Origin of the sequence: Plesiomonas sp. ZOR0011 (assembly GCF_000800945.1) — a bacterium.
Lineage (GTDB): Bacteria > Pseudomonadota > Gammaproteobacteria > Enterobacterales > CAMTGL01 > Plesiomonas > Plesiomonas shigelloides.
Genome location: NZ_JRKB01000066.1, coordinates 20,279 through 41,470 on the forward strand (window position 1 = coordinate 20,279; position 21,192 = coordinate 41,470).

Genomic DNA, 21,192 nt, shown 5'->3' on the forward strand with positions numbered 1-21,192 from the left:
AGAGCGAGTGAATCAGAGCGTTCCCATCTCGCATCCATCCTTGAGGGGTATCGCCATGAGTATCTTCGATCACTACCGTCAACGCTATGAAGCCGCTAAAGATGAAGAATTCTCCTTACAGGAGTTTCTGGATATCTGCCGTAACGACCACAGTGCGTATGCCAATGCGGCTGAACGGCTGCTGATGGCTATCGGTGAGCCTACCATGATCGACACCTCGGCCGATTCACGCCTGTCGCGCTTATTCTCCAACCGCGTGATCGCGCGTTATCCGGCTTTCGAAGAGTTTTATGGGATGGAAGAGTCGATCGAGCAGATCGTGTCCTATCTCAAACACGCAGCGCAAGGTCTGGAAGAGAAGAAACAGATCCTCTACTTATTGGGCCCTGTCGGTGGTGGTAAATCCTCGCTGGCCGAGCGCTTAAAGAGCTTAATGCAGCAAACACCGATTTATGTGCTGACGGCCAACGGGGTGCGCAGCCCTGTCAACGATCACCCATTTTGCCTGTTTGATGTGAACGAAGATGGCCGCATTTTGCAGGAAGAATATGGCATTCCTAAGCGTTACCTGCGCAACATTATGTCGCCATGGGCGGCCAAACGCCTGCATGAGTTCGGCGGAGATATCACCCGTTTCAAAGTGGTCAAAGTGCGCCCGTCCATTTTAGATCAAATCGCCATCGCCAAAACCGAGCCGGGAGATGAGAACAACCAAGATATCTCCTCACTGGTCGGTAAAGTGGATATTCGCCAGTTAGAGCACTTTGCTCAGCACGATCCCGATGCCTACAGTTACTCAGGCGCACTGTGCCGTGCAAACCAAGGGTTGATGGAGTTCGTGGAGATGTTCAAAGCGCCGATTAAGGTGCTGCACCCACTGCTGACCGCTACCCAAGAAGGTAACTACAACGGCACCGAAGGTCTGTCAGCGCTGCCGTTTGAAGGCATTATTCTGGCGCACTCCAACGAATCGGAATGGGTGCAATTCCGTAACAACAAGAATAACGAAGCGTTCCTTGACCGTGTCTACATCGTCAAGGTGCCGTACTGCTTGCGCGTATCCGATGAAATTCGGATTTATGACAAATTACTGCGTAATAGCGAGCTGACCAGTTCACCTTGCGCCCCAGGCACATTGGAAACCTTGGCGCGCTTTACTGTCCTGTCGCGCTTGAAAGAAACAGAAAACTCCAGTCTGTACTCGAAAATGCGGGTGTATGACGGCGAGAGCCTGAAAGATACCGATCCGAAAGCCAAGTCCTATCAGGAGTACCGCGATTACGCCGGTGTCGATGAAGGGATGAACGGCCTGTCGACCCGCTTCGCGTTCAAGATTTTGTCTCGTGTGTTCAACTTTGACCACAGCGAGGTAGCCGCCAACCCAGTACATCTGTTCTACGTGCTGGAGCAACAAATCGAGCGCGAACAGTTCCCGCAAGAAATTGCTGAGAAATATCTGGAGCACCTCAAAGGCTACCTGATCCCGAAATATGTCGAGTTTATCGGCAAAGAGATCCAGACTGCCTATCTGGAGTCCTACTCTGAATACGGCCAGAACATTTTTGACCGCTATGTGGTGTACGCTGATTTCTGGATTCAAGATCAAGAGTACCGCGATCCTGAAACCGGCCAGCTGTTTGACCGCTCATCCTTAAATGCAGAACTGGAGAAGATTGAAAAACCGGCCGGTATCAGCAACCCGAAAGATTTCCGTAACGAGATAGTCAATTTCGTACTGCGGGCGCGCGCGCATAACGGTGGTCGCAACCCGAACTGGACCAGTTACGAAAAACTGCGCACCGTAATTGAGAAGAAAATGTTCTCCAACACTGAAGAGCTGTTGCCGGTGATTTCATTTAACACCAAAACCTCGACCGAAGAGCAGAAGAAACACGATGACTTTGTGCACCGTATGATGGAGAAAGGCTATACCAAGAAACAGGTACGCCTGCTCTGCGAATGGTATCTGCGGGTACGCAAATCATCCTGATCACCAGCTACGCTTAATAAATCCGCTTAATTCGTATGCGGAATAAGGTTGGGGGAACGTATGGCGCATTTTATTGATCGCCGACTGAACGGCAAAAACAAGAGCATGGTGAACCGCCAGCGCTTCTTGCGCCGTTACAAGTCGCAAATCAAGGAAGCGATTTCAGACGCAGTCAACAAACGTTCGGTCACTGATGTGAACAGTGGAGAATCGATCTCGATTCCGTCGCGCGACATCAGCGAACCATTTTTACACCAAGGCAAAGGCGGGGTGCACGAGCGCGTGCACCCCGGCAACGACCAATTTATTGCCGGCGACCACATTGACCGTCCACAAGGCGGCGGAGGTGGCGGCGGCGGTGGTGAGGGGCAAGCCAGTCCAGACGGCGAAGGTCAGGACGATTTTGTCTTCCAAATCTCCAAAGATGAGTATTTAGATCTGCTGTTTGAAGATCTGGAGCTGCCGAATTTGCAGAAAAACCAGATCAATCAAATGATCGAATACAAAACGCATCGCGCCGGATTTACTGCCAACGGCGTACCGGCCAATATCAGTATTATCCGCTCGTTGCGTAACTCTCTGGCTCGGCGTACCGCCATGACCGCGGTCAAACGCCAGCAGCTGCGCGTGCTCGAGCAACAGCTCGACGACATGGAGCGCACTGAACCAGCGCGTCCACTGGAGGAAGAGCAAGTTCGGCGCGAGATTAGCGAGCTGCGCGATAAAATTCGCCGCGTTCCTTTTATCGATACCTTTGACCTACGCTACAAAAACTACGAGCGCCGTCCTGAGCCATCCAGCCAAGCGGTGATGTTCTGCTTGATGGACGTTTCCGGTTCGATGGACCAAGCCACCAAAGACATCGCCAAACGTTTTTATATCCTGCTGTATCTGTTTTTATCGCGGACTTATAAAAATGTGGAGGTGGTGTATATCCGCCATCACACCCAAGCCAAAGAAGTGGACGAACACGAGTTTTTCTATTCACAAGAAACCGGCGGCACCATTGTTTCGAGTGCCTTGCGCCTGATGCAGGAAATCATGGAAAAACGCTATCCTGCGTCATTGTGGAACATCTATGCCGCCCAAGCCTCGGATGGCGATAACTGGGCCGATGATTCACCGCACTGCCGTGAGCTGTTGCAGCAGAAAATCTTGCCGTTTGTTCGCTACTACAGCTACATCGAAATTACCCGGCGCGCTCACCAAACCTTGTGGCGCGAATACGAACAGTTGCACGCTCAGTTCCCGAACTTTGCACTGCAGCATATCCGGGCAGTTGAAGACATTTATCCGGTATTCCGGGAGCTCTTCCGCAAGCAAGCCGCTTAACAGGGGGTGCGGATGCAAAACTATACAGAACAACCGCTGTCCGACGGGCCGGACTGGACATTCAATCTGCTGGAGCAATATCACCAAGAGATTGATCGGGTGGCTAAGCTGTATCGGCTATCCACCTATCCTAACCAGATTGAGATTATTACGGCCGAACAGATGATGGATGCCTATTCCAGCATCGGTATGCCCATTAACTACAACCATTGGTCATTCGGGCGCAAATTTATCGAAACCGAGCAAAACTACAAGCACGGCTATATGGGGTTAGCGTATGAAATCGTGATTAACTCCAATCCGTGTATTGCCTATTTGATGGAGGAGAACACCATCACTATGCAGGCATTGGTGATTGCTCACGCCTGCTATGGACATAACTCGTTTTTCAAAAACAACTATCTGTTCAAATCTTGGACGGATGCCAGCTCTATCATTGATTATCTGCTGTTTGCCAAACACTATATTTCTGATTGTGAAGAGAAATATGGCGTCGATGAAGTAGAGAAAATCCTCGACTCCTGCCATGCCTTGATGAACTACGGGGTCGACCGCTATAAACGACCGCAGAAAATCTCTCTGCAAGAGGAAAAGGCGCGCCAGAAAAACCGCGAAGAGTATCTGCAAAGTCAGGTCAATGAGCTGTGGCGCACCATTCCGCGGCGGGAAAAAGACAGTGAACTGATTCAAACACGTTTCCCGCCCGAACCGGAAGAAAACCTGCTCTACTTCATTGAAAAGCACGCCCCACTGCTAGAGCCATGGCAGCGTGAAATCGTGCGCATCGTGCGCAAAGTCAGCCAATATTTTTATCCGCAAAAACAAACCCAAGTGATGAACGAAGGCTGGGCTACCTTCTGGCACTACAGCATTTTGAATCATCTGTACGATGAGGGAAAACTCACCGATCGCTTCATGTTTGAGTTTTTGCACAGCCACACCAATGTGGTGTATCAACCGCCCTACAACAGCAAGTACTACAGCGGCATCAACCCGTATGCGCTCGGTTTTGCCATGTTCCAAGATATCAAACGCATCTGTCAGGAGCCGACCGAGGAAGATCGACGCTGGTTCCCAGACATTGCCGGCAGTGACTGGTTGGAGACCCTGCACTTTGCCATGAACAACTTTAAGGACGAGAGCTTTATCAGCCAGTTCTTGTCCCCAAAAGTGATGCGTGACTTCAAGTTCTTCGCCGTGCTGGATAACGATCGCAATAACTATCTGGAGATCCCAGCGATCCACAATGATGAAGGTTATCGTCATATTCGCGAGGCATTATCGGCGCAATACAACCTGAGCAATCTGGAGCCAAACGTGCAAATCTGGAATGTGGCGCTGCGCGGCGATCGTTCACTCACCCTGCGCCACGTGATGCACGATCGGATCCCACTGGCGAAAAGTCGCAAAGAGGTGATGAAGCATATCTACCGATTATGGGGCTTTGATGTCTATCTGGAAGAAGTTGGGCTAGATGGTAAAGCCGATATTATCGAACGCTGTCCGCCGCGCACCGGTGAAAGCGGTTTTCAGATTTAACTTGAGACAAATGCTAAGCCCATAGATCGCGTGCAAACAACGGAGCAAGCAGCTTATCGCACCGATTCGCGAACATCGTCACTGACCGGCATAAAACGTAAAATATAAAAAAGGTGAGTCTGGGACTCACCTTTTTTGTTTCGCTTTCTTATTTAGCTTTCTTGCTTAGCTTTCTTCTTTATCGATCTTGCATCTTATTGCGCGGTTTGCTGATTCCGCGTTGTTTAACGGCGCAATTCCGCGATATCTGATGGGATATCAGCGCGCATACCGTGCCAAATCAGGCCACTGTCAATACCGTACTGACGCACCAGCGTAAAGATGCTTTCCAGCTCTTTGCGCTCACACATGTCCGCCAGCTCACCGTAGAACTTGGCCGCCAGACGACGGGCGTCCACATTAGAGAAGTAATACAAGCCTACACGGGTATACAACCCACGCAGACCGTTGATGATCAGACCATAAATCGGGTTACCGGATGCAAATGCCAAACCTTGGAAAATACGGTAGTCCAAATCAGTATAGGCATCCGCCGTATCGGCAGTCGTATCGGTTTCGCGCAGCAGCTCTAATGCGCGCTCAGGGTTATTGCGCAGTGCGCTGCGGATATAAATGGATGAAATGTTAGTGCGGGCAGACAGCAGATTATCAATCAGTTGCGGGACACTGTCATGGTCAAGCCGAGCCAATGTTTCCAGAATATTCAGGCCGGAAGTTTCCCAGAAGTTATTCACCTTGGTGGGTTTACCATGCTGAATAGTCAGCCAGCCATCACGCGCCAGCCGCTGTAATACCTCACGCAGTGTGGTACGGGTGACCCCGATCAGCTCAGATAACTCGCGCTCTGCCGGTAAAATCGAGCCGGGCGGAAAACGGTTGTTCCAGATGCTTTCAACAATATACTCTTCTGCGAATCCGGCGGGGCTTTGAGCCTTAATTACCATGATATGCGTTATCCATCTATTATATTTTTTGCTTACCATCTCATCATACCAGATGACGGCGAATGTAATAGCTATTCTGCATACGAAAAGTACAAGATTTATGCATTATCCCGCAGGTTCAGTGGTAAATGACTACTTATGCATCATGATGAGTGCAAGTCACTGTCCCTACCTCGCCTATCCCGCAAAACACAATGTAACAATTTGTTTTTATTAACCTCCTGTCCAATACACCGCTAGACTGAGCTATGTCAATTTGCCATGCTAATAACGTTATACAATTAACCCTTGTTACATTTTTTCATCTGACCCTTTTTACGCACCGTTTGATTACGAGAAAATATCAATGGAAATCACGTTTTCTCGAGCATTCCTTAAGAACTTCTTAGGCAAAGCTCCTGACTGGTACAAGTTAGCCATTATTTGCTTCCTGATCCTAAATCCGATTTTGTTCTTCTTCGTTAACCCGTTTGTTGCTGGGTGGGCGCTGATTGCCGAATTTATCTTCACCCTAGCAATGGCGCTGAAGTGCTACCCGTTGCAGCCTGGTGGTTTGCTGGCCATTGAAGCGGTAGCCATCGGCATGACCAGTGCTGACAGTGTCAAGCACGAACTGGTTTCTAATATTGAAGTCCTGTTACTGCTGGTCTTCATGGTGGCCGGTATCTACTTCATGAAACAGCTGCTGCTGTTTGTGTTTACTAAGTTGCTGTTGAATATCAGATCAAAAATTACGCTTTCGCTGTCATTTTGCTTTGTAGCGGCATTTTTATCTGCTTTTCTCGATGCTCTGACCGTGGTTGCGGTGGTTATCAGTGTGGCAGTCGGCTTCTATTCGATTTATCACCGCGTGGCATCAGGCGACAACTTTTCAGGCGAACACGACACCAGCAATGACAGTCAACTGACTACCGCAGAACGTAAGGCCGACTTGGATCGCTTCCGTGCCTTCCTGCGTAGCCTGATGATGCATGCGGCCATCGGTACCGCCCTTGGCGGCGTAATGACCATGGTGGGTGAACCGCAAAACCTGATTATCGCTGAACGCGCAGGCTGGCACTTCGGTGAGTTTCTGATCCGTATGGCCCCCGTGACCGTACCGGTATTCTTTTGTGGGATGCTGACTTGCTACATGGTCGAGCGCTTTAAAGTGCTGGGCTACGGCGAAGAGCTGCCAGCAAGCGTGCGTCAAATCCTGACCGATTACGCCCACCAGCAAGATGAACGCCGCACCAAGCAAGACACCATGAAACTGATCGTACAAGGATTGATCGGGGTCTGGTTGATTTTGGGTCTGGCACTGCATCTGGCAGCCGTAGGCCTAATTGGTCTGTCGGTGATTATTCTGGCCACTTCACTGTGCGGTATCACTGACGAACACGCGCTGGGTAAGGCATTCCAAGAATCGCTGCCGTTTACTGCCCTGCTGACCGTGTTTTTCGCAGTAGTATCAGTGATTATCGAGCAAGATCTCTTCAAGCCGATTATCGACTTCGTACTGCAAGCCTCACCGTCTAACCAGCTGACGTTGTTCTATTTGTTCAACGGTTTGCTGTCATCCGTTTCTGATAACGTGTTTGTGGGCACGGTGTATATCAACGAAGCGAAAGCGGCGCTGCAACACGGTGTAGTGAACCTGGAGCAATTTGAACTGCTGGCGGTCGCCATTAACACCGGTACTAACCTGCCGTCAGTGGCCACACCAAACGGACAAGCCGCGTTCTTGTTCCTGTTGACCTCAGCTCTCGCTCCACTGATCCAACTGTCATATGGCCGGATGGTGGTCATGGCGCTGCCGTATACCATCGTACTGACACTGGTTGGTTTGTTCTGCGTGGAGTTTGCTCTGCAACCAATGACCGAGCTGTTTTATCATTGGGGATGGCTGTCTAACGAAGCGGCCAGCCTGCTGCTGAATGCCGCGCCGGCTGTCAGCGGTCATTAATGGCGAAAGCTTACCGCTAGGCGCTAACGCATAGCTTGAGTGCCTAGCATCAGGTAGGGAAAACCTGCCCCACAGGCAGATTCGCACAATATTTTATCTAAAGGCTCTGTTTTCAGAGCCTTTTTTATGTGTAAACTGCTGCCATCTCTTCGGACGGAATCAACAACAATGTGGGATAGTTTATACCGCTTTTCTACCGGTCGTCTGGCATGGTTTCTGATGTTTTTAACCACGCTCGGGCTGGAATTGACCGCGCTGTTTTTCCAGCACATCATGCTGCTGGAGCCGTGTGTGATGTGTATTTATGAGCGGGTCGCCCTGTTCGGCATCATGGGTGCAGCGCTGCTGGGGTTGTGTAACCCGAAACAACCGGCTATTCGCTGGTCAGCATTAGTGTTATGGATTTACAGTGCATGGCAGGGATTACTGCTGGCTTGGGAGCACAATCAGCTGCAGGTGAACCCTTCCCCATTCCAGACTTGTGATTTTATGGTACGTTTCCCGAGCTGGTTACCGCTGAATAAGTGGATGCCGGGGATCTTTGAAGCCTACGGCGATTGCGCGCAAGATCAGTGGCACTGGTTAGGTCTGACTATGCCGGGCTGGCTGATTGTGGTGTTTGCCGCCTACCTGATTGTGGCTATTGTGATTGCGCTGGGCATGGCCATTGGTAAAGAAAAACGCTCCATGTGGCGTTAATCACTGACTCTGCGATGAAAAAAAATGCCGCACTGAATGCGGCATTTTTTATGTTTACCAGACGCTGGATTACTGCGCGTGCAGTGCATCTTGCAGTAATTGGCTCATCTCACCGACACTTTGCGCGATGCGGATCTGGCTAAACAGGCTATCGGCTTGTGGATACTGACGGCGTAAATAGCTAAACCACTGCTTAATGCGGGCCGAGTGATAAAAGCCTTTATCGCCCGCTTTCTCCAAGGCGGTATACGCTAGCAGTAGCTGGATCACCTGCACCCAGCGCAAAGCCGGCGCATCATATTTAATGACATTGGCCAGATTAGGCAGATTCAGCGCTCCACGCCCAACCATCAGATCGCGACAACCGCTCACCCGCATACACTGCTGGGCTCTGGCGTAATCGGTGATCTCACCGTTAGCAATCACCGGGATCGACAGCCGCTGCCGGATCTGAGCAATCGCCGGCCAATCAATGCGATCCGCTTTATAGCCATCCGCTTTGGTACGGCCATGCACGGCAATCTCGGTAGCACCGGCTTGCTGCACTGCATCGGCGATTTCGAGACTGTGCGCCGTGCTATCCCACCCCAGACGGACTTTTACCGTCACCGGATGAGTCATCGGCACCGCCTCGCGCATCGCTTTGGCCGCGCGATAGATAAGGTCAGGATCTTTGAGCAATGACGCACCACCATCACTGCCGTTGACCTTTTTCGACGGACAACCGCAGTTCAAATCCACACCCTGTGAGCCCAACGCGACGGCACGCGCCGCGTTTTCCGCCAGCCATTGCGGTGACTGACCGAGTAGCTGCACCCGCACTGGTGTACCCGATGAGGTAAACCCGCCCTGATGCAGCTCGGGGCACAAGCGATAATAGACATGCTCCGGGAGCAACGAATCCACCACGCGCACAAATTCGGTGACACACAGATCGTAATCATTGTGCCGCGTCAGTAAATCACGCAGTTGCGGATCGAGCACCCCTTCCATCGGGGCCAACACCACGCGCCCAACGCTGATGAACTCATCCAGCATCCAGGCTGTCTCTTGCGTTGAGGCAATACCCGTGCAAGTTGACGTGAGCGGGCTGTCTGTTAGAGAACTGCCTGTTAGAGAACCGTCTGTTAAAGAGCGTTCTGTTAACGAACGCTCAGTGAGTGAGCCGTGCATAACTTAACGAACCCATTTAGGCTTATTCGTGATGTGCTCTTCCCAATCAATCACATCAATTTCATACACACACTGGTCACGCACCGAAATACCGGCGTCATGCATGCTTTCCGGCGTACCGGAAACCAGAGGATGCCACGCAGGCAGCCCTTTACCCTCATCCAACAGGCGATAGGCACAGGTTGCCGGCAGCCACTCAAAAGTATTCATATTTTCACGAGTAAGCTTGATGCAATCCGGCTCCAGCTCAAAACGGGTGGCATAGTTGCGGCACTGGCAGGTATGCAGATCCAGCTGATCGCAGGCCACGTTGGTGTAATACAGCTCATCCGTATCCGCATCAATCAGCTTATGCAGGCAGCACTGCCCACAGCCGTCACACAGGGCTTCCCACTCTGCGTCGGTCATTTCATCGAGGGTTTTGGTTTGCCAGAACGCTTGCTCAGTCATATTTTTAATTACTTATGGTTTATCTTTAATCAGATGAAAAATTACTCAGGCTCAGCCGGGTGGACGTTTATAACGGCTTGGCTGCCAAGTTGCAAGCCATTGCCCGAGATTCCACGCCCAAGGCCAAAAGGTGATTCGCGCCTGTGCAATAAACAGAGTATAATCGCGCGCTTTGCATACGCCGCACGTCTTTGACTAACCGGAGCGATAAGTCACCATGAGTACCAGTTTGATCCAGCCGGAACGTTCTTTATTCTCTTACCCACGTTATTGGGCGGAGTGTTATGGAACCGCACCGTTTCTTCCCATGTCCCGCGAGGAGATGGATCAGCTAGGCTGGGACAGTTGTGACATCATTATCGTCACCGGTGATGCCTATGTGGATCACCCGAGCTTCGGCATGGCCATTATCGGCCGAATGCTGGAAGCGCAAGGTTTCCGCGTCGGTATTATCGCACAACCGGACTGGACCAATAAAAACGATTTCATGAAGCTCGGCAAACCGAACCTGTTTTACGGGGTGACCGCCGGTAACATGGACTCGATGATCAACCGTTACACCGCCGATCGCAAACTGCGTCATGATGATGCCTACACGCCAAATAATGAAGGCGGTAAGCGCCCAGATCGCGCGGTATTGGTGTACAGCCAGCGTTGTAAAGAAGCCTATAAAGATGTGCCGGTAGTGATTGGCGGTATCGAAGCTAGTCTGCGCCGTATCGCGCACTATGATTACTGGTCTGATACCGTGCGCCGCTCCGTATTGGTCGACTCCAAAGCAGATTTACTGATTTACGGTAACGCCGAGCGCCCACTGATTGATATCGCCCACCGCTTTGCAGCCGGTGAAACCATCGAACAGATGCAGGATATCCGTGGCAGCGCGGTAATGCGCAAAGAAGCGCTGTATGACTGGAAAGGTGTCGACTCAACCCGAATCGACAAACCAGGTCATATCGATCCTATTCCTAATCCATATATGGAAGATGCGCCTTGCAGCGATAACGGCGCAGATAACAGTGTGCAGCCCGCGCAGCCTCAGGCCAAAGCCGTAGTCGTACAGCCGCCACGGCCAAAACCGTGGGAAAAGACCTATATCCTGCTGCCATCTTACGAAAAGGTAAAGAGCGACAAAGTGATGTACGCTCACACCTCGCGGATTTTGCACCATGAAACCAACCCGGGCTGCGCCCGCGCGCTGATGCAAAAACATGGCGACCGCTATGTGTGGATCAACCCGCCAGCCATTCCACTCACCACCGAAGAGATGGACTGGGTATTTGCCCTGCCTTACCAGCGGATTCCGCATCCGGCGTATGGCAAGGCCAAGATCCCTGCCTATGACATGATCCGTTTCTCGGTCAATATTATGCGTGGTTGCTACGGTGGTTGCTCTTTCTGCTCTATTACCGAGCACGAAGGTCGCATTATTCAAAGCCGCTCGGAAGACTCCATCATTTCCGAAATTGAAGAGATCCGCGATAAAGTGCCGGGCTTTACGGGCGTGATTTCCGATCTGGGTGGCCCGACCGCCAACATGTATATGTTGCGCTGCCAAAGCCCACGCGCAGAACAAACCTGTCGCCGCGCCTCTTGCGTCTACCCGGATATTTGTCAGCACATGGATACCAACCATGAGCCGACCATTAAGCTGTATCGCCGCGCCCGCGATCTGAAAGGCATCAAGAAAATTCTGATTGCCTCAGGGGTACGTTACGATCTGGCAGTACAAGATCCGCGCTACGTTAAAGAGCTGGCGAAATACCACGTCGGTGGTTATCTGAAGATTGCACCGGAGCATACCGAAGAAGGCCCGCTGTCCAAGATGATGAAACCGGGGATGGGCTCTTATTACCGCTTTAAAGAGCTGTTTGAACAGTACTCTAAAGAAGCCGGTAAAGAGCAATATCTGATCCCGTACTTCATCTCAGCGCACCCAGGTACCCGCGATGAAGACATGGTCAATCTGGCACTGTGGCTGAAGAAGAACCGTTTCCGTTTGGATCAGGTGCAAAACTTCTATCCATCACCGCTGGCTAACTCCACCACCATGTATTACTCCGGTAAAAACCCGTTAGGGAAAGTGGATTACAAGAGTGAAGATGTTGCCGTAGCACGTGGTGAGCGTCAGCGCCGTCTGCACAAAGCGCTGCTGCGCTATCATGACCCTGCCGGCTGGCCGATGATCCGCGAAGCGCTGCGTGAAATGGGCTTGATGCGTCTGATTGGTACCGGTCCACAACATTTGATCCCGCCGGCTTCCGCGCGTGAGATCCAACAAAACGGCAAAACTGGTGCCAAAGGCGTTCGCACCGCGCTGACCAAGCATACCGATATCGGCCATCAGCGCAGTAACGGAGCCGGTAATAGCCAGCAACGCGGTAACCGCCAAGAGCAAGCCGGTAAAGGCCGTCCGGCCAATGGCGCATCCGCGTCCACGAAAGGTGCCGCCGCAGCCCCCAAAGGCGCAAACGGACGTAAACCGGTCGGACAGTCTGGCAAGCCCGCACCGCAAGGCAAAGGCGCGTCACACGGAAAAGGCGCGCCGTCTGCAGGCCAAGCGCCACGCAATGCCAATGGCGCACGCGCCAATAGCAATAATGGCAAGTCAGCTCCGGCCAACCGTCAAGGTGGTAAGCCTGCCGCTAAAGGCGCCGCGGGTCAACGTCGTCAAGGCCGCGCCTAAGCACAGATAAGCCGGAGTTAGCAACAAACTCAGTACACAAAAAAGCCCGCAGCTGCGGGCTTTTTTATTGTCGGCTAGCTTGCGGGTTAACCCGCAAGACGGAACTCGCCGCCAGAACTTAGGCTCGCACGCGGGTCTGTAATGTGCGTCCGGCAAAGGTGAAATTGAGCACATCCCCCACCAGCAATGGCCCCACCCCTTCAGGCGTGCCAGTTAAAATCACATCCCCCGCTTTGAGGGTAAAAAAACGGCTCATATAACTGATAAGCTCCGCCACTGGCGTGAGCATACGCGCGGTATTGCCTTGCTGGCGCAGCTCGCCGTTAACCGTTAAGGAAAACGCCACGGCCATCGGCTCGCTGATATCTGAGGCGGGAATAAAACCCGATACAGGGCAAGAGCCATCAAAGGCTTTGGCCTTTTCCCACGGTCGACCGGTGCGCTTACATTCGCTTTGCAGCTCACGCAGCGTCAAATCCAGTGCCAACCCGTAACCGGCAACGCCTAACATTGCTTGCGCAGGAGAGACTTTCTGTAAAGTCGCGCCAATCAATACCGCCATCTCAGTTTCATGGTGCACCTCGCCATACCCTTGCAACAAGGTCAGCGGATGGCGCAAATCACACAGCGCGGTATCCGGCTTTAAAAACAAGACCGGCTCAGCTGCTGCAACACTGCCCATCTCCTGAATATGCGCGGCGTAGTTTTGCCCGACACAAACCACCTTGCCGACCGGAAAATCAATCGGATTTCCCTGCCAGTCCGTATGCTGATACATCATGCCTCCTTAAATGATGTGGCCGTTGCAACCTTACGCCGCATGCATGCCATGCCCGCCATGCTTTAACGCTAACTGAACCGATAACAGTGCCGCTTAAGGCGCGACAATCGCATCGGCTAGCATGCCAACGCTGGTGGCAAAATAGTACGAGCGGTTCCAGTGCATCAATGTGCGATAATTGTTGTATACCAGCATTGCTTGGGCGCTGTCATCATCCGGGATCACTAACCACGCTTTTCGCTGTGGATGAGGCAAGGCCGCACCATCCGCTAAACGCACGCCGAGAGCCTGCCACTTGGCCACCGTTTTCCCCTGCTCGGTTTTGGTGCCTGCCAAGGCCGGCGATAATCCCGCCGGTAAGCGCACTTTCATCCCCCAACTTTGCTGATCGTTCCAGCCTTCGGTGGCCAGATAGTTGGCGGTCGAGGCAAACACATCAGCCACATTGTTCCAGATATCTTTGTGGCCATCGCCATCACCGTCTGCGGCATAGGTCAAAAAGGAGGTCGGCATAAACTGGCACTGCCCCATCGCCCCCGCCCATGAGCCTTTCATCAGCTCCGGTGCGATATGACCTTGTTGCTGAATTTTGAGCGCAGCCATCACCTGTTTGGTAAAAAACGCTTGGCGACGCCCTTCAAACGCCAGCGTGGAGAGCGCCGAAATCACATCTTCGTTGCCGGTATAACGGCCAAAACTGCTCTCCGAGCCCCACAACGCCACGATGTATTGCGGCTGTACGCCATATTCACGACTAATGCGCGTCAGCAGCGGTTGATACTGCTGATACATCTCACGGGCTTTTTTGATTTTGGCCGGGGTCAGGCTTTTTTGCAGGTATTGCGATAAGGTCAGCTTAAATTCTGGCTGGCCGCGATCAGATTGCACCGCACGCTCCAGAAAATACACGTCGGCAAACCCGCGCTCTACCGTCTCCGGCGCGAGCCCTTCGGCAATGGCTTGCTGTTTGAGTTGTTCAATAAAAGGGGCAAATCCTTCGGGAACGGGCATTTGCTCAGCCAATGGGGAATCGGCTTTACCGGCGTTGGTGGTGGCCGGGGCGCGCTGTTGGGCCGTATTTTCAGCAGCCGTGGTCGTCGCACAGCCGGATAAGATCAGGCTCAATGCCATAACAGACAGAATCGTTCTTCTCATGTGCAGCCGTCCTCACAGCTCGATGGTGAGCAATATCCGCGGCCGCGAAGAGATCCTACTCCGGCACGCGGAGATTTATGCCTGAATGAATCAGTTCACTGAGTTTTTTAGGCGTCGTCTAGTCGTCGTTTTGTTTTTCAGTGTGATTATTTTCTAAACAATGCTGTTTTAATAAGTTTTCTTTTGGCGGCGGTAACTGTAAATAAAAACCCTGTTCAGTCAGACAGGTTTTCAATTTATTTAAATCGATATTAACAAGACGCTTTGATCCATCCAGAGGAAAAAGCATGACTAATTGCGGCTTTCCAAAACCTCGCAATAATTCCTCAGGAACACGAGAAAAGTCGTCTCTTTTCTCTACATATAAATAGGTTTCTTCGCGTCTTAAACTTTTGTAGATTGCGCACCACATCTCGACTGAATCCCTCATGTTCTCTTGCGTAAGCAGGGTTGTGACTATAACATGTTAAGGATAAATAAATTATATTCTTGTCGTGCCGAATATTGCCAGGACGCACCGGGGAAACGAATCCGACTTATGTCACAACACCTTGTCGATCTGAAGGGAAGCAACTTTACTCTTACGGTGGTTCATCCACATACTTCAGATCCGAATCAACTCAAACAAGCATTGTCTGCCAAAGTGCAGCAAGCCCCTGCTTTTTTTCAGGGCGCGCCAGTGGTGTTGAATGTCGCTGATCTGGCAGAGCAGGCAGACTTTCGTCGTTTAAAGCGAGTGATCCGAGAAGCCGGCTTATTTTTGGTGGGTGTCAGTGGCTGTATTAATGAAAAACAGCGCGAGACAGTCCGCAAAGCGGGTCTGCCTATTCTCACCGAAGGTAAAACCAAAGAGCCAAAGCCCGAAAGCAAACCGGCCCCGGAAGCTATCGAGCCCGAACCCGTGATGACGGCGGTTGCCACCAAGGTCATTAATACCCCGGTTCGCTCCGGACAACGTATCTATGCCAAGAATTGTGATTTGATCGTGAATAACCATGTCAGCGAGGGTGCCGAGCTGATAGCGGACGGTCATATCCATGTCTACGGAATCATGCGCGGACGCGCCGCTGCCGGCGCAGATGGTCGACCAGACAGCAGCATCTTCTGTCTCAATATGCAGGCCGAGTTGCTGTCGATTTCAGGACAATATGCTCTCAGTGAGCAAATTCCGACAGAAGTCTGGAAAAAAGCCACCCGCGTGGTATTACGAGATAATAACATTCATTTTGAAGCCCTTTGATATAGACCCTTTTTGACAAGGAACCCCCTCATGGCACGTATCATCGTTGTAACCTCTGGTAAAGGAGGCGTTGGCAAAACCACTTCAAGCGCAGCCATTGCCACCGGTTTAGCATTGAAGGGAAAGAAAACGGTCGTGATCGACTTTGATATCGGCCTGCGTAATCTGGACTTAATCATGGGCTGTGAGCGCCGCGTGGTGTATGACTTTGTAAACGTCATCCATGGCGATGCCAGCTTGAACCAAGCTCTGATTAAGGATAAGCGCGTCGACAATCTCTACATCCTGCCCGCATCCCAAACCCGTGATAAAGAAGCACTGACCCGTGAAGGCGTCGAAAAAGTGCTGGAAGAGCTGGATAAAATGGAATTCGAATACGTGCTGTGTGACTCACCGGCAGGTATCGAAACCGGCGCCCTGATGGCACTCTATTTTGCCGACGAAGCCATTGTGACCACGAACCCTGAAGTCTCTTCAGTGCGTGACTCTGACCGCATCTTGGGAATTTTGTCCTCCAAATCCCGCCGCGCCGAAAAAGGCCAAGATCCGATTAAAGAGCACCTGCTGCTCACTCGCTACAGCCCTGGCCGCGTGACCCGTGGCGATATGCTGAGTGTGCAGGACGTGGAAGAGATCCTGCGTATCCCGCTGTTAGGGGTGATCCCGGAAAGCCCGTCGGTGCTGCGTGCATCGAACCAAGGTGAACCGGTCATTCTTGATAAGGAATCTGAAGCAGGTCAGGCCTATCTTGATACGGTCGAACGCCTGCTGGGTACCGAGCGACCTTTCCGTTTCCTTGAGGAAGAGAAGAAAGGCTTTTTAAAACGACTGTTTGGGGGATAACTCATGGCGCTCCTCGATTTTTTCCTGTCCCGTAAAAAACAGACGGCAAGTATCGCCAAGGAGCGTTTGCAGATTATTGTTGCTGAACGTCGCCGTGGCGATAGTGAACCGCACTATTTGCCGGCACTGAAGCAAGACATTCTGGCGGTGATTTGCAAGTATGTGCAAATTGACCCAGAACATGTCACCGTTCAGCTGGAGCAAAAGGGTGACGACATTTCCATCTTGGAATTGAACGTCACCCTGCCGGAAGATGCCAAATAAACAGTCGGCAACTGCCGGCTTAGGCCGGCTGTTCCAGTAGCTGTTGCAAACGTTCACCCATCAGAGCACCGCGCCAGCCGGATAACAACTCCGGTTGCTCGTGGTGCTGTCTCTCTTCAGGCGTGTAATTCCACGTCCAGCTCAGCAGCTGGTGAATTTGGCGACGCGACGCCAACAATTCACTGCTCAAGCCGGTCACCCCTTCTTGCTCGGTGATAAAGGCTTTCACGCGCTTTAAGGTCGCTTTGTATTCTGGGTTATCCACCAGCCGACTCAGCGGCGCAGGGCATTCACTATCCGGCAACGCTTTGGCGGCTTGCACCATCGCTAACATCGTTTTGCCGTGAAAGCGGATTTCCGGATTTTCCAGCTCCAAATTATTCAGATCGCTCAGCGACTGTGGCATATAGCGCGCCACTTTCCACAAGTTCGCTTCTTTTACCACAAAGTTCAGTGCCAGATCGCGACGCTCAGCCTCGTGATAACGCCATTTAGCCAGCAACTTGAGCACAGCCAGCTGGCGTGGGCGCAATTGCCACGCATTGCCAATATCGCAGTACAGCTCATCGGGTGGCGTTACGTGCGAACGACGCACCACAATCTGATGGCACTCTGCATCCACGGCATCTTGCCAACCGGCAGCGGTCAATTTTTCTTGTAACCGCTCATACATCGGCAGCAGGTAATACACATCCGCCGCCGCATAGTGACACTGTTTTTCGGTCAACGGACGCGCCAGCCAATCGGTACGCGCTTCGCCTTTATCCAGCTCAACACCCAAATATTCGGCAACCAAGGCACCGAAACCGGTCGAAATGCGGTGGCCTAAGAAGGCGGCCATGACTTGGGTATCTAACATCGGTGACGGCATAATCCCCAGCGCATGCTGGAACACTTCCAGATCTTCGCCGCACGCATGCAAAATTTTAACGACCTGCGGGTTACACAGCAGATCACGCAGCGGGCTCAAATCGGAAATGGCAATCGGGTCAATCAGCGATACATCCTGTCCGTCATACAGCTGTACCAGCCCGAGTTGTGGATGTAACGTCCGGGTGCGTACAAATTCAGTATCAATCGCAACCCGTGATGCTCCGGATGCGCGCAGACAAACCTGCCGCAAGGCTTCATCAGTGGTAATCAGTCGGTAATCCACAACATTCTTCTCTTTAAAACTTTTCAACAACACATAAAGAAAACGCCGGCAGCAGCCGGCGTTTCATCAGTCAGCGGGACATCCAAATTAGGATGCTTTGGCCTGCACACTCACCTCAGCGGCGGCAGGTTCGGCTGTCTGCTGTTCTTCACGCAGTACTCGCCGCAGTATTTTACCCACATTTGTCTTCGGAAGCTCATCCCGGAACTCAACAATTTTCGGGCATTTGTAACCGGTCAGGTTTTTACGGCAAAACGCCATCAGCTCATCACGGGTTAATGACGGGTCTTTTTTGACCACGCAAATCTTCACCGCTTCGCCAGACGCTTCACTCGGCACACCCACTGCGGCCACTTCCAACACTTTCGGATGATGGGCAATCACGTCTTCGATTTCATTCGGGTAGACGTTAAAACCCGACACCAGAATCATGTCTTTCTTGCGATCCACGATGCGCATAAAGCCTTCATCATCGATACGCACGATATCGCCGGTCGCGAGCCAACCATCTTGCAGAATTTCTGCCGTGGCTTCTGGACGCTGCCAGTAACCCTGCATCACTTGCGGGCCTTTAACCCACAACTCGCCAGCTTCACCGTGCGCCACTTCGTGGCCATCATCATCCACCAACTTGATGTCAGTAGACGGCACCGGCAAACCGATCGCGCCATTATAACCAGCCAGATTATACGGGCAGCCAGCAACCAACGGAGAACATTCGGTCAAGCCATAGCCTTCAAGCAACTTGGTGCCAGTCAGCTTTTGCCACTGCTCAGCAACGGCGCGCTGTACTGACATTCCACCGCCTACGGTCAAACGCAGGGTACTGAAATTCAGCTCACGGAAATCTTCGTTGTGGATCAGCGCATTAAACAGGGTGTTCACACCGGTGATCGCGGTCACTTTATAACGCGCCAGCTCTTTAACAAAGCCTGGAATATCACGCGGGTTGGTGATCAGCAGATTACTTCCACCCATCTCCAAAAACAGCAAGCAGTTCACGGTCAATGCAAACACGTGATACAGCGGCAGCGCTGTGACCACCAGCTCGCGGCCTTCTTCCAAAATCGGTGAATAACCGGCTTTGGCTTGCAGTACGTTAGCCACCATGTTGCTGTGCGCCAGCATCGCCCCTTTCGACACCCCTGTCGTACCACCGGTGTACTGCAAAAAGGCAATGTCTTGCGCGGTGATCAGCGGTTTAACGTATTGCTGGGCACGCCCTTTACGCAGCGCACCACGAAACGAAATCGCATCCGGCAGATTGTACTTTGGCACCATCTTCTTGATGTACTTAACCACAAAGTTCACCAAGGTGCCTTTTGCCATCGACAGCTGATCGCCCATGCGCGTTAAGATCACATGCTTGACGCTGGTCTGGTACACCACTTTTTCCAAGGTATGGGCAAAGTTGGAGACAATCACAATCGCCTTAGCACCGCTATCGTTCAGCTGATGCTCCAGCTCACGCGGGGTATACAGCGGGTTAACATTCACGGCAATCAGACCAGCACGCAAAATACCGAACAGTGCAATCGGGTATTGCAGCAGGTTTGGCATCATCAGCGCCACCCGCTCCCCTTTTTGCAGTTTCAGTTCATTTTGCAGGTAAGCGGCAAAGGCACGGCTGCTTTCTTCGAGCTTACGGAAGGTCATCACCTGGCCCATGTTGATAAACGCCGGCTGATCGGCATAACGCTGCACGGCCTGTTCGAACATGTCTACCAGAGATGAGTATTGATCAGGGTTGATTTCAGCCGGCACGTCAGCCGGATAACTGGAAAGCCAAACCTTTTCCACGGTAAGTCTCCTCAATGTATTTTGTTGTATGCCACACCTCAGGAGGAGCACCCCGGGCCGGCCTTACGAATACGGGTATGACGGGTACGTAGGATAAATGCTCTAATAGCAAGACTACTTTACATCGCCATCGCATTATTAACAATGGATTAACAACACATTTTCAAACAGGCGTTTATTTATTGCCATTCGGCGCTCAGCGACCGCCTGTATAGGATGATGGTGTTGCCGTATTTATCAGAGATTCTGCGACAAAGGTCGGAGATAATAGCATGTTGTCGGCAAAGAGCGGTATCTTATGCTGAATTTACATCCGGATATATTCGGTAATGATTTACAGCTGCCGAAAATCGCAGCATTTCATATGACAAATAACCGCACCAGCCAGACTTTGTGCGAACCCAACTTTGTGCCAACTGTGTGCGAAATCGTTATGCATGAGGAGAACCTGAAGAGCCTCAACGCGGCATAGCCCTACACCCGTTCATCAATCGACGGCGTCCAACGTCGCCCACCTGTACGAGCCAAAGCTAACATTTGCTGATAATGCTGAATGGCGCTCGGTTGGCTATGTTGTGCGTATCCTGTATCGCCGCAGCCCGCCGGAAGCCACTCGCCTTCACATACGCGTACCGCATCCCCTAACAGCATCGGCACGGGGTGATCATCTGATGGCATAAGCGCGGGGCTCGCCCGCACGGCCTCAACGGGAAGATTGGCCGCACCTAATCGTTCGACTCGCGGCAGAGGCAATATCACCGAGTGCATGTTGATAGCGTCGGCAGCGACAACTTTACTTGTGCGGGTTGTGGTTAGCCGGTGCTCTGAGGTGATCCGCATAATGGCCTCCGCGATAACGCGATAGCACACATACTTGATGTAACCCACGGCTATATCTGTGGGTTCATCGCCAACGCCGACCAGCCACATCGCAGCGTCGATACCCCGCGCGGTAGGTATCTACTATGAGCATAGTGTATGCACTGAGTTGCTGCCTTGCAGCGCACGCCTCACGCTCAAATGTTCTTTGCAACGTGCGCTAATATACTTATACGCACTCTCTCACCAACTCGAAGTTGCTAATACAACCTCTCCGACACGAGCGACAAACCAACACTACACAAACATGAGCGACAACGAGATAAGGGATAAGGGATAAGGGATAAGGGATAAGGGATAAGGGATAAGGGATAAG

General features: G+C 51.8%; 19 protein-coding genes. 10 read left to right on the top strand and 9 right to left on the bottom strand.

What is annotated here, in order from left to right; translation table 11 throughout:
• The first annotated feature begins 55 nt into the window (after window positions 1-55).
• The 3 genes from L975_RS11830 to L975_RS11840 are packed head-to-tail and all read left to right on the top strand — an operon-like array spanning window position 56 to window position 4,861.
• Complete coding sequence (locus L975_RS11830) at window positions 56-1,990, top strand: PrkA family serine protein kinase (RefSeq protein WP_010864155.1); 1,935 nt, start codon at window positions 56-58, stop codon at window positions 1,988-1,990.
• A 60-nt stretch (window positions 1,991-2,050) separates the two neighbouring features.
• The gene (locus L975_RS11835) at window positions 2,051-3,322 is read left to right on the top strand and encodes a YeaH/YhbH family protein (protein WP_010864156.1); all 1,272 of its coding nucleotides are present in this window, start codon (window positions 2,051-2,053) and stop codon (window positions 3,320-3,322) included.
• A gap of 12 nt (window positions 3,323-3,334) precedes the next feature.
• A complete protein-coding gene (locus L975_RS11840; RefSeq protein WP_039045606.1) occupies window positions 3,335-4,861 on the top strand; it encodes a SpoVR family protein in 1,527 nt (508 codons plus the stop codon).
• A 224-nt stretch (window positions 4,862-5,085) separates the two neighbouring features.
• Here the strand turns inward: L975_RS11840 and fadR are convergent, their stop codons facing one another.
• Window positions 5,086-5,805 carry a fatty acid metabolism transcriptional regulator FadR gene (gene fadR / locus L975_RS11845; RefSeq protein ID WP_010864158.1) on the bottom strand — a complete coding sequence of 240 codons (720 nt, stop codon included), beginning with the start codon at window positions 5,803-5,805 and terminating at the stop codon, window positions 5,086-5,088.
• A 346-nt stretch (window positions 5,806-6,151) separates the two neighbouring features.
• Between fadR and nhaB the strand changes: the two genes are divergently transcribed.
• On the top strand, window positions 6,152-7,750 hold the full coding sequence (nhaB, locus tag L975_RS11850; RefSeq protein WP_010864159.1) for a Na(+)/H(+) antiporter NhaB: 1,599 nt from the start codon (window positions 6,152-6,154) through the stop codon (window positions 7,748-7,750).
• 168 nt (window positions 7,751-7,918) lie between these two features.
• Complete coding sequence (gene dsbB / locus L975_RS11855) at window positions 7,919-8,449, top strand: disulfide bond formation protein DsbB (protein ID WP_039045574.1); 531 nt, start codon at window positions 7,919-7,921, stop codon at window positions 8,447-8,449.
• Between the two features lie 69 nt (window positions 8,450-8,518).
• Here the strand turns inward: dsbB and dusC are convergent, their stop codons facing one another.
• Both dusC and L975_RS11865 read right to left on the bottom strand, forming a co-directional pair.
• Window positions 8,519-9,487 (bottom strand): tRNA dihydrouridine(16) synthase DusC, encoded by a 969-nt coding sequence (gene dusC, locus L975_RS11860; protein WP_047708812.1) that lies wholly within the window; start codon window positions 9,485-9,487, stop codon window positions 8,519-8,521.
• A 138-nt stretch (window positions 9,488-9,625) separates the two neighbouring features.
• Window positions 9,626-10,072: a YcgN family cysteine cluster protein gene (locus L975_RS11865; RefSeq protein ID WP_010864162.1), complete on the bottom strand. Its 447-nt coding sequence runs from the start codon at window positions 10,070-10,072 to the stop codon at window positions 9,626-9,628.
• Between the two features lie 217 nt (window positions 10,073-10,289).
• On the opposite strand from L975_RS11865, the gene L975_RS11870 reads away from it, so the two are divergent.
• On the top strand, window positions 10,290-12,758 hold the full coding sequence (locus L975_RS11870; RefSeq protein ID WP_081995683.1) for a YgiQ family radical SAM protein: 2,469 nt from the start codon (window positions 10,290-10,292) through the stop codon (window positions 12,756-12,758).
• 118 nt (window positions 12,759-12,876) lie between these two features.
• Here the strand turns inward: L975_RS11870 and L975_RS11875 are convergent, their stop codons facing one another.
• The 3 genes from L975_RS11875 to L975_RS11885 form a co-directional block, all read right to left on the bottom strand.
• Window positions 12,877-13,536: a fumarylacetoacetate hydrolase family protein gene (locus L975_RS11875; RefSeq protein WP_039045571.1), complete on the bottom strand. Its 660-nt coding sequence runs from the start codon at window positions 13,534-13,536 to the stop codon at window positions 12,877-12,879.
• A 96-nt stretch (window positions 13,537-13,632) separates the two neighbouring features.
• The gene (locus tag L975_RS11880; protein ID WP_047708814.1) at window positions 13,633-14,694 is read right to left on the bottom strand and encodes a lytic transglycosylase domain-containing protein; all 1,062 of its coding nucleotides are present in this window, start codon (window positions 14,692-14,694) and stop codon (window positions 13,633-13,635) included.
• Window positions 14,695-14,812: 118 nt separating this feature from the next.
• Window positions 14,813-15,106: a YcgL domain-containing protein gene (locus L975_RS11885; RefSeq protein WP_039045697.1), complete on the bottom strand. Its 294-nt coding sequence runs from the start codon at window positions 15,104-15,106 to the stop codon at window positions 14,813-14,815.
• 126 nt (window positions 15,107-15,232) lie between these two features.
• Here L975_RS11885 and minC point away from each other — a divergent pair, with 126 nt between their 5' ends.
• The 3 genes from minC to minE are packed head-to-tail and all read left to right on the top strand — an operon-like array spanning window position 15,233 to window position 17,041.
• Window positions 15,233-15,934, top strand: coding sequence for a septum site-determining protein MinC (gene minC, locus L975_RS11890; RefSeq protein ID WP_036769910.1), 702 nt, complete (start codon window positions 15,233-15,235; stop codon window positions 15,932-15,934).
• Window positions 15,935-15,964: 30 nt separating this feature from the next.
• Window positions 15,965-16,777, top strand: a complete 813-nt coding sequence (gene minD, locus L975_RS11895) for a septum site-determining protein MinD (RefSeq protein ID WP_010864168.1) — start codon at window positions 15,965-15,967, stop codon at window positions 16,775-16,777.
• A gap of 3 nt (window positions 16,778-16,780) precedes the next feature.
• Window positions 16,781-17,041, top strand: coding sequence for a cell division topological specificity factor MinE (gene minE, locus L975_RS11900; RefSeq protein ID WP_010864169.1), 261 nt, complete (start codon window positions 16,781-16,783; stop codon window positions 17,039-17,041).
• A 19-nt stretch (window positions 17,042-17,060) separates the two neighbouring features.
• Here the strand turns inward: minE and rnd are convergent, their stop codons facing one another.
• Window positions 17,061-18,197, bottom strand: coding sequence for a ribonuclease D (gene rnd, locus L975_RS11905; RefSeq protein WP_010864170.1), 1,137 nt, complete (start codon window positions 18,195-18,197; stop codon window positions 17,061-17,063).
• Between the two features lie 87 nt (window positions 18,198-18,284).
• Entirely contained in the window at window positions 18,285-19,997 is a 1,713-nt protein-coding gene (gene fadD, locus L975_RS11910) for a long-chain-fatty-acid--CoA ligase FadD (RefSeq protein WP_010864171.1), read from the bottom strand.
• A gap of 298 nt (window positions 19,998-20,295) precedes the next feature.
• Between fadD and L975_RS18195 the strand changes: the two genes are divergently transcribed.
• Window positions 20,296-20,469, top strand: coding sequence for a hypothetical protein (locus L975_RS18195; RefSeq protein ID WP_156121209.1), 174 nt, complete (start codon window positions 20,296-20,298; stop codon window positions 20,467-20,469).
• Window positions 20,470-20,471: 2 nt separating this feature from the next.
• Here L975_RS18195 and L975_RS11915 read toward each other — a convergent pair whose 3' ends face one another.
• A complete protein-coding gene (locus L975_RS11915; RefSeq protein ID WP_156121210.1) occupies window positions 20,472-20,837 on the bottom strand; it encodes a hypothetical protein in 366 nt (121 codons plus the stop codon).
• Between the last annotated feature and the right edge of the window lie 355 nt (window positions 20,838-21,192).